The organism is Psychrobacter sp. CX21 (genome assembly GCF_057396255.1).
Genome location: NZ_JBXYJG010000009.1, coordinates 65,888 through 81,681, shown reverse-complemented (window position 1 = coordinate 81,681; position 15,794 = coordinate 65,888). Strand labels below are relative to the sequence as shown.

The window sequence follows — 15,794 nt, the reverse complement described above, 5'->3', positions numbered from 1 at the left end:
TCGTAGCATCTATTAGTATAGCTGCATTATTTTCAAGAAACTCCTGATGAGTTTTTTGATTTAGTTTATTTAATGCTTCATAAGGTAAGGATACCAAAAATATGCCAAAGATAACGATCAATAACGCTAAAATTTATTATGAAGACAGTGCGCCGGAACAAAATGAGCTGCCTGCCGATCAGCGTAAGCCAGTAATGATGTTTGCTCATGGGCTGCTTTGGGGTACACATATGTATGATAAGCAAGTCGCGCATTTTAAAGAGGATTACCGCTGTATAGCTTTTGACTTTAGAGGGCAGGGTAAGTCAGAAGTGACCAAGACTGGGTACGATATGGATACCCTTACTGATGATGCTATTGCACTGCTAGAAGCGTTGGATATTCAAAAATGTCACTTTATTGGGTTATCAATGGGTGGCTATGTCGCACAGCGCGTCGCCTTAAAACGCCCAGATTTACTAGAAACACTTATGCTACTAGATACTGGCGCTGAGGCTGAAAACCCTGTTAAGAAAGTAGATTACGAAAAGTTAATTAAAGTGATTGGTTTTGTCGGTATAAGAGATTTTATTGGCAAGAAAATCATAGACATCATGTTTGGTAAAACATTTATTAATGATAAGTCTCGTAGAAAAGAGCTTAAAAAATGGAAGAAATTTCTCAAAAACAACAATAAAAAAGGCGCTGTTAAAGCAACTCGCGGTGTGATAGATCGAGAAGAGGTGTTGAGCCGATTGCCTCAAATAGATCTGCCAACGCTCATTGTTGTCGGTGATGAGGATGTGCCAACGCCATACCCAGAAGCTCAAAAAATGCATTTTGCAATTAAAGGGTCTAAGCTTGCGGTTATCAAGGGGTCTGGACATACTACGACAGTAGAAGAACCGGAGCAGCTTAATAAAGTGATTGAGACCTTCATTGAACTACAAGCGGGTTAAAGTAGACAGCCTCTAGTTTTGACAAACAAATCAGACCAAGCATAGCTTAGTCTGATTTGTTTATACAATAAAGCTCTTTGTTAAATGCTTGCTATAAATCTGTATGAAAAATAAACTATAACATCAGCTGAGTTTAATTTTGTCTTTTAACAAAAACTCCATAAGCGCTTTTTGTGCATGTAGTCGGTTTTCTGCTTCGTGCCAGACAACAGAACGAGGGTCGTCTAATAAGTCGTGAGATATCTCTTCTCCTCGGTGCGCTGGCAGGCAATGCATGAACAGAACATCAGGGTCAGCTTTGTCTAGCATAGAGGGGGTAACTTGATAATTGGCAAAGCGTCTAGCCCGAGTCGCTTGTTCGTTCTCTTGACCCATACTGGCCCAGACATCTGTCACTATAAGATGCGCATCCTTTGCAGCATCTTGAACGTCATCTACCAAACTAACACAATGTTTGAACTTCTCCATCAATATTGGGTCTGGCTCAAAGCCGTAAGGAGTGGCCACTCTTAGCTCAAATCCAAATTGGTTCGCCGCCATCATGAAGGAGGAGCACATATTATTACCATCGCCTACCCAAGTGACTATCTTATCTTTAATACTGCCTCGATGTTCATAATACGTTTGCATATCAGCTAAAAGCTGGCAGGGATGAAAATCGTCTGTTAAGGCATTAATTATAGGCACAGAAGAATACTCTGCGAACGTTTCAACCATCTCATGTTCAAAGGTACGAATCATGATGATATCAACCATACTTGAGATGACCCTCGCAGAATCCTCAATGGGCTCGCCGCGTCCAAGCTGGGTGTCTTTGGGTGATAAAAATATGGCATTACCACCAAATTGACCCATACCTGTCTCAAATGAAATACGAGTTCGGGTAGATGATTTCTCAAATATCATACCCAAAGTACGTCCAATAAAGGGTTGGTAGACTTCACCAGCGTGTTGCATCTTACGCAGTTCACTCGCACGCTTTATGAGCGCTTTAAGCTCAGTGGGAGATAGGTCTAATAAGGTTAAAAAATGGCGCACGCTCATGAAATTCTCTTCATATAAATATGATTCAATAATACAGTTTTATATAGCAAATCAAACAGTATAGCGAAATTTATAAAGATGTGAAATATTTTGACCGTTTTAATATGAGGTTAACTCGAAAGTCTAAATCACATATCTTGTAGGACGCTGGGTCAATCGGCAAAATAGCTCGTAGCTTATGGTATTCGCATAGACTGCAATGTCATCTATACTAGGCTCATGAACCTTGTTGCCCCATAAGACAACGTCGCAAGCGTACTTAGGATTTGGAACATGAGTGAGGTCAATAGCGATCATATCCATGGCCACTCGTCCAATAACCTTGCAAGCATAATGTATATCATCTTGTATGACGCTGACCCATGCAGCCGTATCCAACACTCTAGGATACCCATCCCCATACCCGATACTTACGATACCTTTCACCATAGGTTTTAAAGCTTTAAAGCAGCTACCGTAGCCTATAGGAGTGCCCTTATCAATAGGATGTATAGCCATTAACTTTGCTTCAAGTCGCATAGCTTGAATGAGTTCTAAATCAGCTGCATTTAATGACGATATGGGCGAGCTACCGTATAACATAATTCCGGGTCGTACCCAGTCATAATGACATTCTGGAAAATTAATAATACCTGCTGAATTGCATAGCGATGCTTTTATAGGTTTATTAAGCTTCGAACGCAATTTTGTAAGCACTTGATAAAATATTTTAATCTGATCATTATTTAGAGGATAGTCTTTTACATCCGCGTTTGCAAAATGGCTAGTTAAGATAATCTCATAGCCTGCATCAGATAATTTGCTAGCTACTGTTTCAATACTGTTAGCATTAAATCCCAATCGATTCATACCCGTATTCAGCTTAAGCCAAATGGTTAGGCTCTCCGGCTTTTTAGGTAATTGATTACTAGGCGAATGCTCGATAGATAAATGTTCACTAGGTATAGACTTTAGCGCCCATTCTACTTGATGATTATTATGGATTAAACACTGGCAGTCGGCGTCAATAGCCTGATGCCATTCGTCTTCACTAAACACGCCTTCAATAAGAATTAGTGGCTTTATCCAGCTCAATTGACGAATCTGTTGAGCTTCTTGGAAGCTTGCCACACCCAGACCATCTGCGTTAGCAAAAGCGGTTATACAGTTTTCGATGCCATGACCGTAGGCATCGGCTTTTACCATAGCTAATATTTTTGTTTTTTTAGGTATGTTGCTTCTTATTTGATTAAGATTATGTGCAAGTGCAGCGGTGTCAATTGAAATAGTAGCGGTTCGCATCAAGTATCACCAAATGAATTTTATCGGTTAATAACCTATATTTTATAACTTATATATAGTCAAATAAGTCTAATATGGTTACTAAGCAACCGAGTATAAGTTGGCTTAACGAGGATACTATCGTAACCGTTTAGTAGTTCGCTAACTATATTTAGCGCATGAACTAACAGACCCGAATCAAAGAACTAAAATTAGTAAATTCTATATAGCCTCTAGTTCACGATACGCCATAGCACGATCAATATAGCTATAAAATAAAATAGCGGGGATAGCCATCCTATAACTTGGGTGGCTATAGCAATGCTAATGCCAAAGCCTAGTAGAGCCATCCAATCCAGTCGTCTATTATTTAATATATCAGCGCGAATGCTTTGAATTTCACGCAATTGTTGGTCTTGTCTTGATCCTAATGACGCCATACTTTGTAAGCTTTGATCAACCAGTTTGGGCAATTGAGTTGTGGAAAGCATCAGTTCAGGCAACTGCTCGCGTATCTCTCGCATATTGCGGGCAGGGTCTAGTTGCTCCTTAACCCAGCCAGTTAAAATAGGCTTAGCAAGAGACCAAATATCAAGATCAGGGTACAAGTCTCTACCAAGACCTTCGACATGAACCAGTGTCTTAAGCAATAACATTAGCTGGGGAGGTATACTCATATGGTGGCGACGGGCAATATCTAGTATCTCCATTAGTACACCAGCAAAGTCAATTTCATTTATAGGTTTTAGCACCATGGGTCCAACCGTGCGGCGCATGTCACGAGTTAGGGCGTGTTTATCTGTATTAGGCGGGATCCAGCCAGCTCTGCTAACGATATCAACTAAATTAGAAAAATTATTATTCATAACCGCTAATAGCATACGTGCCACTATCATTTGGTCATCGCGGGATAATTCGCCCATTATGGCGCAGTCGAGACCTATATAGCGTGGATAATAACGATAAGGTTCGGGCGCGGTATCTGGAAGGGTCTCAACAAACACATTACCAGGATGCATATCGGCATGAAAAAAATTATCACGAAAGACTTGGGTGAAAAAAATCGTTAACCCTTTCTCAGCCAATGCCGCGCGATCATAGCCTTTTTCATCAAACACTTGCGTTTGAGAGATGGGTACACCGCTGATACGTTCCATAACCATGACATTTTTAGACGCCATATAAACTTCTGGGACATACATCATCGTTGAGCCAAAAAAGTTATTGCGCATCTGCGTAGTGTTGTCAGCTTCATACGTCAAATCCAGCTCATTTAGCATAATTTGACGATAATCTTCAACAATATCGATAATATGAACTGCACGAGCTGCTTCAATGCGCGCGGATGCCCACTGCGCTAAGTCGCGCAATAATTCAAAATCTTCAATAATGCGATCACGAATATCAGGTCTAACTACTTTTACCACCACCTCTCGTCCATCATGTAGTGAGGCGGTATGTACCTGTGCAATAGAAGCGGCGGCTAATGGCTTAGTATCAAAACGTCTAAATAGCTCGTCGATGCTCTTACCTAACCCATTTTTATTACTTTCAATCTGTTCTATAGCAGTCTCTACGCCAAAGGGTTTTACCCTGTCTTGAAGTTGTACTAGCTGTTCAATAATATCAGGCGTCACTAAGTCACGCCGTGTAGAGAGCAGTTGACCCAATTTAAGAAACAAGGTCCCCATCTCTTCGAGCGAAAGCTTCACACCATTGGGATGATGTTTTTTACCCCAAGCGCTGGGATGAGTTTTAATAAGCCTAGCAGCGGGTTGTAACTGAGGGGCATCTTCTATAGGAAGGTGCGTATCAAGGCGATATTTGGCAGCAATTTGCCACAATTCCATCAGACGTTTGCGATGAGTTAACAACATAATAAGAGACATTCACTAAGACATAATTGATGAGCATTATCATATCATGCTCATGCGAATATAAGAATAAAGGTTAATAGGTTTTAAGCCAATAAATTAAATATCAATCTAAAAAAATTAGATAAAAAAAGGTTATCATCCGTATGGACTGATAACCTATTAATTCATTAGAGTTTCTATAAATGATTAAAGACTAAAATACTTAAATCATTGACACTAGATTCTATTAAACATTAACTTAAGTTGAACGTTAGCTTAAGTAGATTGAGCCTCAATCACTGTACTTATTGCTGTACTTATCGCTGTTCTTTTTACTTTCATTATTGATGACCTTTAAGACGCTCTTGCTCGGCTTTAATCATAGCCAAACGGGCCTCTTCGCGCTCAACATCTGCTCGAAGCTTTAGCAATTGCTGTTTCAAATCACTCACTTCTTGTTCAACAACAGGGTCCTGAGGCGCGTTGCCAGCAACATCATTAGCCCAATCAGCCACGTCGTTAAAAGCATGTTTTGCAGTATGTGCTACATTCCCTTTTAAGGAACGAATAAGTAAATTTAGTTGAATCGCTAGTGGGGTACCAATCAATGGCTCAAGCTGAGATGCAATATCAGGGTTAAAACCAGATATAAGCTGCTTGACCTGCATCAAAACTTTGTAGTCTCCTTCAATAGGTAGGTTACCACTTGTATCGCGCATAAGGTTTAAGAGTTCAGCGATATTATCAATATTAATAGTACAATCTGGTTGGGTATGACCTACCTTAACGTGTTGTTGACGCGCATAACTACGTTCGCTATCCGTATCATTATCTGCATACGTGGCGGTTTCAAACACGCTATCAGGAATTTGGCTCACGGGTTCCAGACGAATATGGTCTTCATTGAATAACACATCAATACTAACCTTTGGCATAGCAAGATTTAATCGCAAGACCTTACCAGACAATGGTGTTAGTCCAGATTTCGTAATATTGTCACTCAATAATGCAAAGTTAACGAGCTTTTCAATACCTGCTAAAAGCAAAACCGTTATCATATATATACCTGAATTAAAATTAATTGAATCATAGTCTTAATGTGTATGAAATAGTGTAAATCTAAGCGCATAAAGCTTTTTTTAAAAGCTACTGCTTAAAGCCGCGGTGCACAGCGACGATACCAGCCGTTAGGTTATGATAATCACAGTTTACAAACCCAGCATTTTGCATCATGTTTTTTAGGGTTTGTTGATCTGGATGCATACGAATAGATTCAGCAAGATACTGATAGCTTTCAGAATCATTTGCAACTATTTTGCCCATTAATGGCAAAGCTGTAAATGAATACAGATCATACGCTTTAGATAAAGGCTCAAACACAGGTTTTGAGAACTCTAAAATAAGTAACCGTCCACCTGGCTTAAGTACACGGTACATGGAGCGAAGCGCAGCCTGTTTGTCGGTGACATTTCGTAGTCCAAAGCTTATTGTTAATAGATCAAAACTATTGTCTTCAAAGGGCGCTAAAGTTTCAGCATTTGCTAATACAAAATCAACATTGTTACATCCCGAATTGATGAGTCTTTCACGGCCAACATCAAGCATGGCAGCATTGATGTCTGAGAGGACAACCTTACCGGTTCTACCTACTTCCTTACTAAACGCTTTGGCCAAATCTCCAGTACCGCCAGCAATATCCAATACATGCTGACCTGCACGCACACCTGATAAGCTTATCGCATAGCGTTTCCATAGGCGGTGAATACCAAAGGACATCAAATCATTCATGATGTCGTATTTTTGCGCAACGGAAGTAAACACGTCTGCCACGCGGGCTTGTTTTTCAGCTTTTTTTACTTTTTTGTACCCAAAGTGCGTTTCTTCTAAGCCATCGGTATCTGCAGTATGTGGATTATTTATATCATCTTTCTCATTGAACTTCGCGTAATCAGATTGACCCGTTTCTGCACGAATAGACGCCTGCTGATTAGCTTGAGCTCTCGTGTCGTGACTGGATGTGGTTGATGTACTAGAGGTATAAGGACGTGTGGTTTGCTGACCCTGAGGAATTCCTGCTGGTAAGTCATCAACACTGCTAAATTGGTCATTTAAGACAGTTTGATGCTCGTCTGTAGGTTGAAAAGATTGTTTCACTTTGCCGTTTAGCTCATCATTATGTTTGATGGATTCTTTAACCAATTTATCTTGAAGACTGGCAGTATTGTCATCAGAAGTATTGGTAATATTGTTTTGTTGATTCATTATGGATCCTGATTAAATATAATAAGAACGTAAGGCTAAGGTTATAAACGAATACTTAGCCATTGACCAAGCTTTGATTTGTAGGGATGTACTGTCTAAAAAAGGTAATTAGATGGCATTGTATTAATACCCTATAAAAGCCTTAATAATATTTTGTTTTTATATTAATATTGACAGTGAACTGATAGATCAATGATACCTCAAATGGATGGAAGATGCTTATGCTTCTATTGTACATTTAGCCTATTCTACATTCAGCCTATAGTACCTTGAACCACAAGCCACACTGTCTTAATTATCGTTCGTTGAGTCGGCGCTCATTTAGCCATGTACTTCATTGATTATCTCAAGTTCACGCTTACAAAACGGATCGATAAAGTTTTTAACACTTTTAAGAGGTTTCATCGCATTTAGACCAGATTCAATGAAATTATATAAGGGTTGTAGATTGTGCTTGTAAGCAGATTTTTTGGTGAGCTTAAAAACTTTATGTAATATAAAAGAATTTAGATATTTGTCGCTTCGGTAGCACACCTGTCTTAAGTCTTCTATTTGTTGTTTACGCGCGCTGGCTGAGTCAACTGCTCTATAGGCTTCATGCATATTGGTTTGATTCACTTCCAGGTTATTCTCAAGTAACCATTTCGCCAGATCTACATCGAGTTTAGTCGAGTTGATGGCAGTACGAATACCCAGTACGCCCGTTTCTAAAGCGGTAGCAGGGGCAATCTTTTCTACCTTTTTAGCTTTTGGTAAAATCTTTTCAAGTTGTTGGATGACTTCATTTAACGAGTCACCGCCATACAGATTGTTTAAAAAATAGTCTGCCATGAGTCTGTTTTTAGGTTGTGAGAATAACTCGCTATGGGTATTACTAATACGCTTTTTTTGCCATGTTTGAACCTCATGTAGCTTAGCGTTGAGCTCAGGGTTATTATGATGGAGAAGGTTCCAATATTCTTTGATATCCTCACTTAGCTCAGTTAATGCAGTCATATACTATCTCCAAATATACAAGGGTTATAATAGGTTGAGGGCTAACAGTGCATATCAACTTACAGCTGATAAAATATGTTTAGCAGACCCTAAATACAAAATTTTAAATAACAAATATTAAATAACTAACGTCAAATAACAAACGACAAATAACGAACATTAAATAATTAGCATCAAAATTGTTATCACAATCACTAAAACAATTGTGAAATAGTTTAAAGCTGTTGATAAATTATCATATATTAAGTGGTGCAGAACTTATATTTCAAATAAGTAAACATATAAACATTGCCCAAATTGATTACTATTTTATATTAAATAGCATCATGCATAAATTAATAAAATAATTTAACTAGGGTCATATAGCCTCACACCTCTAAATATGATTTAGTAGGACAATATAAAAACCTATTAGTTGGCAACTGCAACTTAATGGGCATATATAAATTCTTTAATAAATTAGAGCTAAATTCTCTATGCTAAATTGTATGCAGTAAAACCAACACATTAAAGCGCTATACTTGAGAGATATTTCTTCAAAAGTATAAATAAAGATCTATTGATAGAAACTATAAATTAACTCTATCCATTAACAACTATAAATTAATAACTATAAATTAATAACTAATCAAGGAAAACATATGTCTAGTAATGACAACACTCAAATCGTTGATGCCATACTGGGAGCTGATCCTTTGAGTAAATTTCATATGGATGAAAATACGCTTCGACTGGAGCTGGTTAAAGCTCAATATGCACTGCGTGAAACACGCCAAGAGGGTCAAGAGACTGGTCTGCTAGTGCTGGTAAATGGTATGGAGTTTTCAGGCAAAGGTGCTGCGGTTACTCAATTAAGAGAATGGGTTGACCCTCGGCTATTAAATGTTGAAGCAACCATTGGTACTGTACCAAGCCTTAGTGAACCTATATGGCAAGCACATGCCACAAAGCTTCCTAGGCACGGAAACATTACAGCTTATTTTGGAAATTGGTATGCAGACCTAATTGTGGGCGCTATGCAGCTTATGAAAACTGAGGCGGAAAATAAAAAAGACAATAAAGACAAAAAAGACAAAAAAGATAAAAAAGATAAAAAAGGTAAAGAGGTTAAGGGTAAAAAGGATGAGATAGATACATGGGCGGCATATATTTTAAAACAGCTGAGTGTTTTATCTGAATTTGAAGCTCAATTATCTAACAATCATACCAAGATATTGAAATGTTGGTTTCACATCGATGAAGATACTTTGAAGGATAGATTGAAAGATGCGAAAGAAGATCCGCATTGGCTATATCAAATGGACTGGAATAGTAAAAAACAAGTAAAACGCTTTAATAAAATAGCCAAAGTGATTTTGAGTCATCAATCAGATTGGGTTGTCATCGATGGTAGCGATAAAAGAAATAAACACGATAAGAAAGTTAAATATAAAGATATAGGATTTAATAAAGAGGCGAATATTCAAATTTGCCATGAGGTTTTGCAAGCGACTCAAACCGCTTTATTAAGTAGTCATCAAAGTGACAGTAAGCATCCTATTATCGATCATGTAAAACGTAATATTAATGCCGCTTTTTCATGGACCGATATACCAGACAAATTAACAGATATCGATGATCCAGATATGGATAAATCCGATTATCAAAAAGCGCTTGCTAAAAAACAGGCAAAGTTTGCTGAATTAATCAGAACAAGAAACAACAATAGGAATGACGACTCAGACCAGTCATCGCACCATGTGATATTTGCATTTGAAGGTATGGATGCAGCTGGTAAAGGAGGAGCAATTAAACGCTTAGTGTCTTCTTTAGATCCACGCGAGTACCAAATATATAATATTTCCGCACCCAATAACATTGAGCTGCAACATCCGTATCTGTGGCGTTTTTGGACCCGTTTACCAGAGACTAGCCCTTGTTTTAAAGATGAGCGATTAAGCCGGGTGGCTATTTTCGATAGAACTTGGTATGGACGTGTCTTGGTAGAGCGTATCGAGGGGTTTGCAAGCGATGCGGCGTGGCAAAGAGCGTATGATGAAATCAATAAAATGGAGAGAGACTTAGCTGATAAAGGAACCATAATTATTAAGTATTGGCTTGCCATAGACAAACACGAGCAGCTCGAACGGTTTGAAGATAGGAAAGAGACCCCACACAAACAGTTTAAATTAACCGATGATGATTGGCGTAACCGGGATAAATGGCATGATTATGTGCAAGCGGCCGCAGATATGCTGGCTCGTACCAATACTAAATATGCTCCATGGCACGTAGTAGCGACCAATGACAAACGTACTGCACGCCTAGCTGTTCTAGATCATGCTATCGCTCGACTAGAAAAAGCGCTTGGAGAATAGCGCGTAAAACAGTTGTTTCAAGTTTGATTTATCAAAGGTATAATATGTATAATTTAAGTTGAGGGTTGATTGAGAACCCTATATGTTGACGGTTAATTGAGAACCTTGATCGTTAGGTAAATTCGCGTCACTCTAGTGATCGCTTTGACTGAGCAACATATTAAGCATATGAAGAATCTATAAATATTAAACTGTTTTATTTATACATTTGAATTTTCATTGGAACCCCGAAATATCGGGGTTTTTAATTATTTATCATCTGATTGGCTAAGAAATCCCATGCTTCCACAGACAACTACGCCGGGTAAGACTCAATACCACGGTTCTAAGAAGGCGAATATTCTATTCGGTCTGTTTCTATTTGCTGTCACCGCTTTTTTTATGTGGTGGGGCTTGGATTATACAAACCATAACCAAGTCATGTTGTTTATCGTTGCCACTTTATTTGGCATCTTTATGGCATTTAACATTGGCGGTAACGATGTGGCCAATTCCTTTGGTACATCAGTAGGGGCGGGCACGCTATCTATCCCCCAAGCACTTGCAGTTGCTGCTATTTTTGAAGTGTCTGGAGCGGTTATCGCAGGTGGAGAGGTGACGGACACCATCCGAAAAGGTATTGTCGATTTAGATGGCCTAATGGTAACCCCTAATCAGTTCATTTACGTGATGTTATCTGCATTAATTGCGGCAGCGTTTTGGTTATTATTTGCAACTAAAAAGGGATTGCCCGTATCTACCACGCACTCAATCATCGGTGGCGTCGTCGGCAGCTCCATAATCATGGGTATTCAAATTGGTGGTACTGATTTAGCACTAAGCACCGTTAAGTGGGATCAAGTTGGTCAAATAGCGTTGTCATGGGTCTTGTCACCTGTACTCGGTGGGGTGTTGGCTTATATATTATATAAACAGATTAAAATTAATATCTTAGCCTATAACGACCGTGTAGAGGATAGAGTTAAAGAGCTTAAGGCGGCAAAAAAATCACTTAAAAAGCGTCACAAAGAGTGGGTGAGTCAACTAGCTGAATCCCTTCAAATTTCTTATACCTCCAAAATGGTTCGTGACCAAGAGATATATAAAGATGAAGATACAGAGCGTGATGACTTAGAAACGGATTACTATCAAGAGCTTTATGATATCGAACGTGAAAGATCTAATATCGATACCTTAAAAGCTTTGCGTAATTGGGTGCCCTTAGTGGCCGCTCTTGGCGGTGTAGTTATGACCGCTATGGTTGTGTTCAAAGGTCTAAAAAACATAGATATGAGTGTATCTACGTTAACTAGCGTGCTGCTCATGTTCATGATTGGCGCGCTGATCTGGCTTACTACCTTTATTTATACTAAAAGTATCAAAGGCAAGCATAAAGAAGACTTGACCCGAGCCACTTTCATTCTGTTTAGTTGGATGCAAGTGTTTACAGCTGCAGGCTTTGCCTTTAGTCATGGTGCAAATGATATTGCAAACGCGGTTGGACCGTTTGCAGCAATTATGGATGTAATTCGTAATAATGCCATATCGTCTGAAGCCGCAGTGCCTGGTCCCGTCATGATTACATTTGGTGTGGCGCTAATCGTTGGCTTATGGTTTATCGGTAAAGAGGTGATTCAAACCGTTGGTACAAATCTTGCTAAAATGCATCCTGCGTCTGGCTTCTCAGCCGAACTATCCGCAGCTGCTGTGGTAATGGCGGCATCAATGCTAGGCCTTCCTGTTTCTAGTACTCACGTTTTAGTAGGGGCTGTACTTGGCATCGGTATGGTGAATAGAAATACCAACTGGGGTCTTATGAAGCCTATTGGCCTAGCGTGGGTTATTACCTTACCTGCCGCAGCAACGATGTCTATGATTAGCTATCTTATCCTTAGTAATATTTTTTAGTCTTTGATATTAAGTTTAACTTTTAGAGCTTCACTTTTTTTGATTTAACACTTAAGGCTCTAACACAAAAAGCCCTCAATATATTGAGGGCTTATAAAATGCGAATAGTGTCACTCTCTAAATATAATGAGTAGAGATTAAGTAGTCAATTATAATGCTAAAAATTAAACATTATTACCATGTTGTTTGTTCTGAATTTTCTTAGCTAATTTGTAGCACTCGTTAATATGCTGAGTGGCGATACGCTTAAAAATCATATAGCCGATAGTAGCGGCGACTAATTGACCACCGAGTGGCACAAATTTAGTCACTTGTTTAGCAACAATACGACCACCATAGCCCTGTACCGTCTTCTTAACCACACCACGAGTTGCCATCAATCCTGCAAAGTCGACAGCACGATCTTTCATTTCTTTCCAATGAATTTCACGTGCTTGTATATCAATAGCAGATTCACGATCTGAGATTAATCCAAAACGTTCGCTAATCTCTGGTAACAATTGAGTTAATAGACTCGCATCAATAGCTACATCAAGAAAAGGAACCGGTATGACTGCTGCACCAGCAGAATACTTTGCACGAGATTTAACCAGTTCAAGGCATTCTTTTCTTACTTTATCTAAATCTAAATCTGGATCAATAGTATCTGGTAGTTTTTCTGCGGCTGGTACTGTTTTCATAGATTGTCCTTATATCGTTTAATTAAAATAGTAGGGTGATAAATAAAATTTTAACTTTTCTGAAATCTACCTATCATTATCAAACTTGTTGAACCTACAACTTATAGTATTTAAATCGTTATAGCGTTTAAACTCGTTTTTATTAATATGCAAATTTCAGGCTTGGTACAACGTAAATTGAAGACATGCACTCTGAACTAAAGCAAATTGTCATTATTGCAAAATAATAAAACTACAGGCATATTTAAATGCATATGAATAATATTAAATTTTAATAGAACTAGACACACTGACAAGATGAAGTTTGTATCTATCGCTCTTTGAAGGATAATTATTTGTAAATATACTATTGTTTTCTATAAGCTTTTTAATTATAAAGTATTGTCTCAATTCAATTCAAATTTCTAACAATAGATAAGACCCCTTATGCTCAAGCTTTCAAATCGCTATACAGGCCAGTTACCCAAGGATCTACCCGACACCTTTAGAGGCCTTTACAACCAACATCCAACATTAGTACGTCTATTATTAGCCCGAGGCATCACTACGCCAATAGAGCTAGATTATTCTTTATCCAGTTTGCTGCCAGCTGATGGGTTATGCGATATTGATAACGCAGTCCAAATTTTGGATGACGCCATTGAAACGAATAAACGCATTTTAATCGTAGGCGACTTTGATTGTGATGGGGCAACGAGTACTGCATTGATGATGCGAGTACTAAGTAAGATGGGCGCCAATGTAGATTTCGTAGTACCTGATCGTTTCAAATACGGTTATGGTTTAACACCTGAAATTGTCCAGCTTGGTATTGATGATTTTGAGCCAGATGTCATTGTGACTGTTGATAACGGTATTTCAAGCCACGATGGTGTCAAAAAGGCTTTAGAGAATGACATAACTGTTATTATTACGGACCATCATCTAACGACTAAAAAAGCCCCTGACGCTCACGCTATCGTTAACCCGAATCAGTTAGACTGTAATTTTGAAAGTAAGTCCTTGGTTGGGGTGGGGGTAGCTTTTTATGTATTGGGCCGATTGTCAAAGTATCGACGGGATGCTGGGCGATCTAGTGTTCAAGTTAGTCAGTATTTGGATTTAGTGGCTTTAGGTACAGTCGCTGATGTCGGTATATTGGATTTTAATAATCGTACCCTTGTTAGTCATGGGCTGCAAGCCATTAAGATGGGTCGCTGCTCGGCGGGAATACTTGCCATACTCGAGATGGCAGGACGTGATCATAAAAAGGTAACTGTGCAAGATTTTGGCTTTGTTATTGGGCCACGTATTAATGCAGCAGGTCGAATGGATAACATGCGAGTTGGTATAGAATGTTTGGTAACAGATGATATCAATATCGCTAGAAATTTAGCTTATCAGCTAGATAAGCTTAATAAAGAACGCCGAACAGTTGAAGGCGGTATGCGGCAAGAAGCAGATGCTATTTTAGAAGTATTGAAAAGCCACGATTCTAATACTAAAAGTATGCAGCCTAAGTCAATTAATTTCGAAAGTGATGTAGAGTCCGAACTCAATAAGAGTACTGATTCTAAGGGTACTGGTTCTAAGAGTACTGGTTCTAAGTGTACTGGCTCTAAGGGTACTGACTCTGGTTTAGAAGCCGAATCAACTTCAATTAGCGAATCTCAATCTAACCAAGCGTTAAGTAAGCCTGATATAGATAAAAAAGAAAATCAGGACAAAGAGTCAACACCTCGTGCGATGGTTTTATTCCAAGAAGACTGGCATCAAGGTGTCATCGGTATCGTTGCTGGGCGTCTTAAAGAGCAATACTATCGGCCTACTATAATTTTTGCTCCTGCAGATACCGATAAAGTTGAGGAAGAAGACCTCATTAAAGGTTCTGCGCGATCCATACCTGGTCTACATATTAGAGATGTTATTGAGGGTATAGCGGAGGCAGAGCCAGAATTAATAAGTCATTTCGGTGGGCATGCTATGGCGGCTGGTCTGACACTTCAAAAGAAAAATTTCGAATCATTTTCTAAGGCGTTTCATATCGCCATGCAGGAATTAGATGCTGAGATTTTTGAAGAAGAGAAATATACAGATGGTCAGCTTGATGCAGTGGACTTTAATCTTCAGTTTGCAGAGTTAATAAACAATCAATATATATGGGGGCATGGCTTTGTCGCCCCTCAATTTGATGGTGTGTTTGACATCTTAAACTTCCGTATTTTAAAAGACAAGCATCTTAAGTTATCTCTTAAATATCCAGGCGTTATGTATCCTATTGACGCCATATGGTTCAATTATGATGCCAAAGCGTGGGATTATAAAGCAAGTAAAGTACACATCTTATTTGAGCTGGACATTAATGAGTGGAATAGTCAAAAGAGTGTTCAATTGATAGTTAAAGACCTTGACGTAGCGTCAACAACACCTTAATTGAGTAACCGCAAACAATGAATAGTCGATACAAATAATGTAAAAGCTAACTCATTATGAATTTACCTTTCTTACTATATATTTTGCTATATATCCTGCTAT

11 protein-coding genes are annotated in these 15,794 nt (G+C 38.7%); 4 read left to right on the top strand and 7 right to left on the bottom strand.

Annotation, left to right across the window (positions count from 1 at the left end):
• Positions 1–101: 101 nt before the first annotated feature.
• A complete protein-coding gene (locus AC2SLP_RS06880) occupies positions 102–938 on the top strand; it encodes an alpha/beta fold hydrolase (RefSeq protein ID WP_486535931.1) in 837 nt (278 codons plus the stop codon).
• Positions 939–1,061: 123 nt separating this feature from the next.
• On the opposite strand, the gene argF is transcribed toward AC2SLP_RS06880, so the two are convergent.
• The 6 genes from argF to AC2SLP_RS06850 form a co-directional block, all read right to left on the bottom strand.
• Positions 1,062–1,982, bottom strand: a complete 921-nt coding sequence (gene argF, locus AC2SLP_RS06875; protein WP_486535930.1) for an ornithine carbamoyltransferase — start codon at positions 1,980–1,982, stop codon at positions 1,062–1,064.
• Between the two features lie 123 nt (positions 1,983–2,105).
• A complete protein-coding gene (alr, locus tag AC2SLP_RS06870) occupies positions 2,106–3,263 on the bottom strand; it encodes an alanine racemase (RefSeq protein WP_486535929.1) in 1,158 nt (385 codons plus the stop codon).
• A gap of 212 nt (positions 3,264–3,475) precedes the next feature.
• Positions 3,476–5,119 carry an ABC1 kinase family protein gene (locus tag AC2SLP_RS06865; protein WP_486535928.1) on the bottom strand — a complete coding sequence of 548 codons (1,644 nt, stop codon included), beginning with the start codon at positions 5,117–5,119 and terminating at the stop codon, positions 3,476–3,478.
• Between the two features lie 320 nt (positions 5,120–5,439).
• Complete coding sequence (locus AC2SLP_RS06860) at positions 5,440–6,156, bottom strand: ubiquinone biosynthesis accessory factor UbiJ (RefSeq protein ID WP_486535927.1); 717 nt, start codon at positions 6,154–6,156, stop codon at positions 5,440–5,442.
• An 88-nt stretch (positions 6,157–6,244) separates the two neighbouring features.
• Positions 6,245–7,360, bottom strand: a complete 1,116-nt coding sequence (gene ubiE / locus AC2SLP_RS06855) for a bifunctional demethylmenaquinone methyltransferase/2-methoxy-6-polyprenyl-1,4-benzoquinol methylase UbiE (protein ID WP_486535926.1) — start codon at positions 7,358–7,360, stop codon at positions 6,245–6,247.
• 321 nt (positions 7,361–7,681) lie between these two features.
• A complete protein-coding gene (locus AC2SLP_RS06850; RefSeq protein ID WP_486535925.1) occupies positions 7,682–8,356 on the bottom strand; it encodes an FFLEELY motif protein in 675 nt (224 codons plus the stop codon).
• Between the two features lie 641 nt (positions 8,357–8,997).
• On the opposite strand from AC2SLP_RS06850, the gene AC2SLP_RS06845 reads away from it, so the two are divergent.
• Together AC2SLP_RS06845 and AC2SLP_RS06840 are read left to right on the top strand one after the other, a co-directional pair.
• A complete protein-coding gene (locus AC2SLP_RS06845) occupies positions 8,998–10,713 on the top strand; it encodes an ATPase (RefSeq protein WP_486535924.1) in 1,716 nt (571 codons plus the stop codon).
• A 279-nt stretch (positions 10,714–10,992) separates the two neighbouring features.
• On the top strand, positions 10,993–12,600 hold the full coding sequence (locus AC2SLP_RS06840; RefSeq protein WP_486535923.1) for an inorganic phosphate transporter: 1,608 nt from the start codon (positions 10,993–10,995) through the stop codon (positions 12,598–12,600).
• Positions 12,601–12,764: 164 nt separating this feature from the next.
• On the opposite strand, the gene AC2SLP_RS06835 is transcribed toward AC2SLP_RS06840, so the two are convergent.
• On the bottom strand, positions 12,765–13,280 hold the full coding sequence (locus AC2SLP_RS06835) for a hypothetical protein (protein WP_486535922.1): 516 nt from the start codon (positions 13,278–13,280) through the stop codon (positions 12,765–12,767).
• Positions 13,281–13,706: 426 nt separating this feature from the next.
• On the opposite strand from AC2SLP_RS06835, the gene AC2SLP_RS06830 reads away from it, so the two are divergent.
• Positions 13,707–15,692, top strand: coding sequence for a single-stranded-DNA-specific exonuclease RecJ (locus tag AC2SLP_RS06830; RefSeq protein ID WP_486535921.1), 1,986 nt, complete (start codon positions 13,707–13,709; stop codon positions 15,690–15,692).
• The last annotated feature ends 102 nt before the right edge of the window (positions 15,693–15,794 follow it).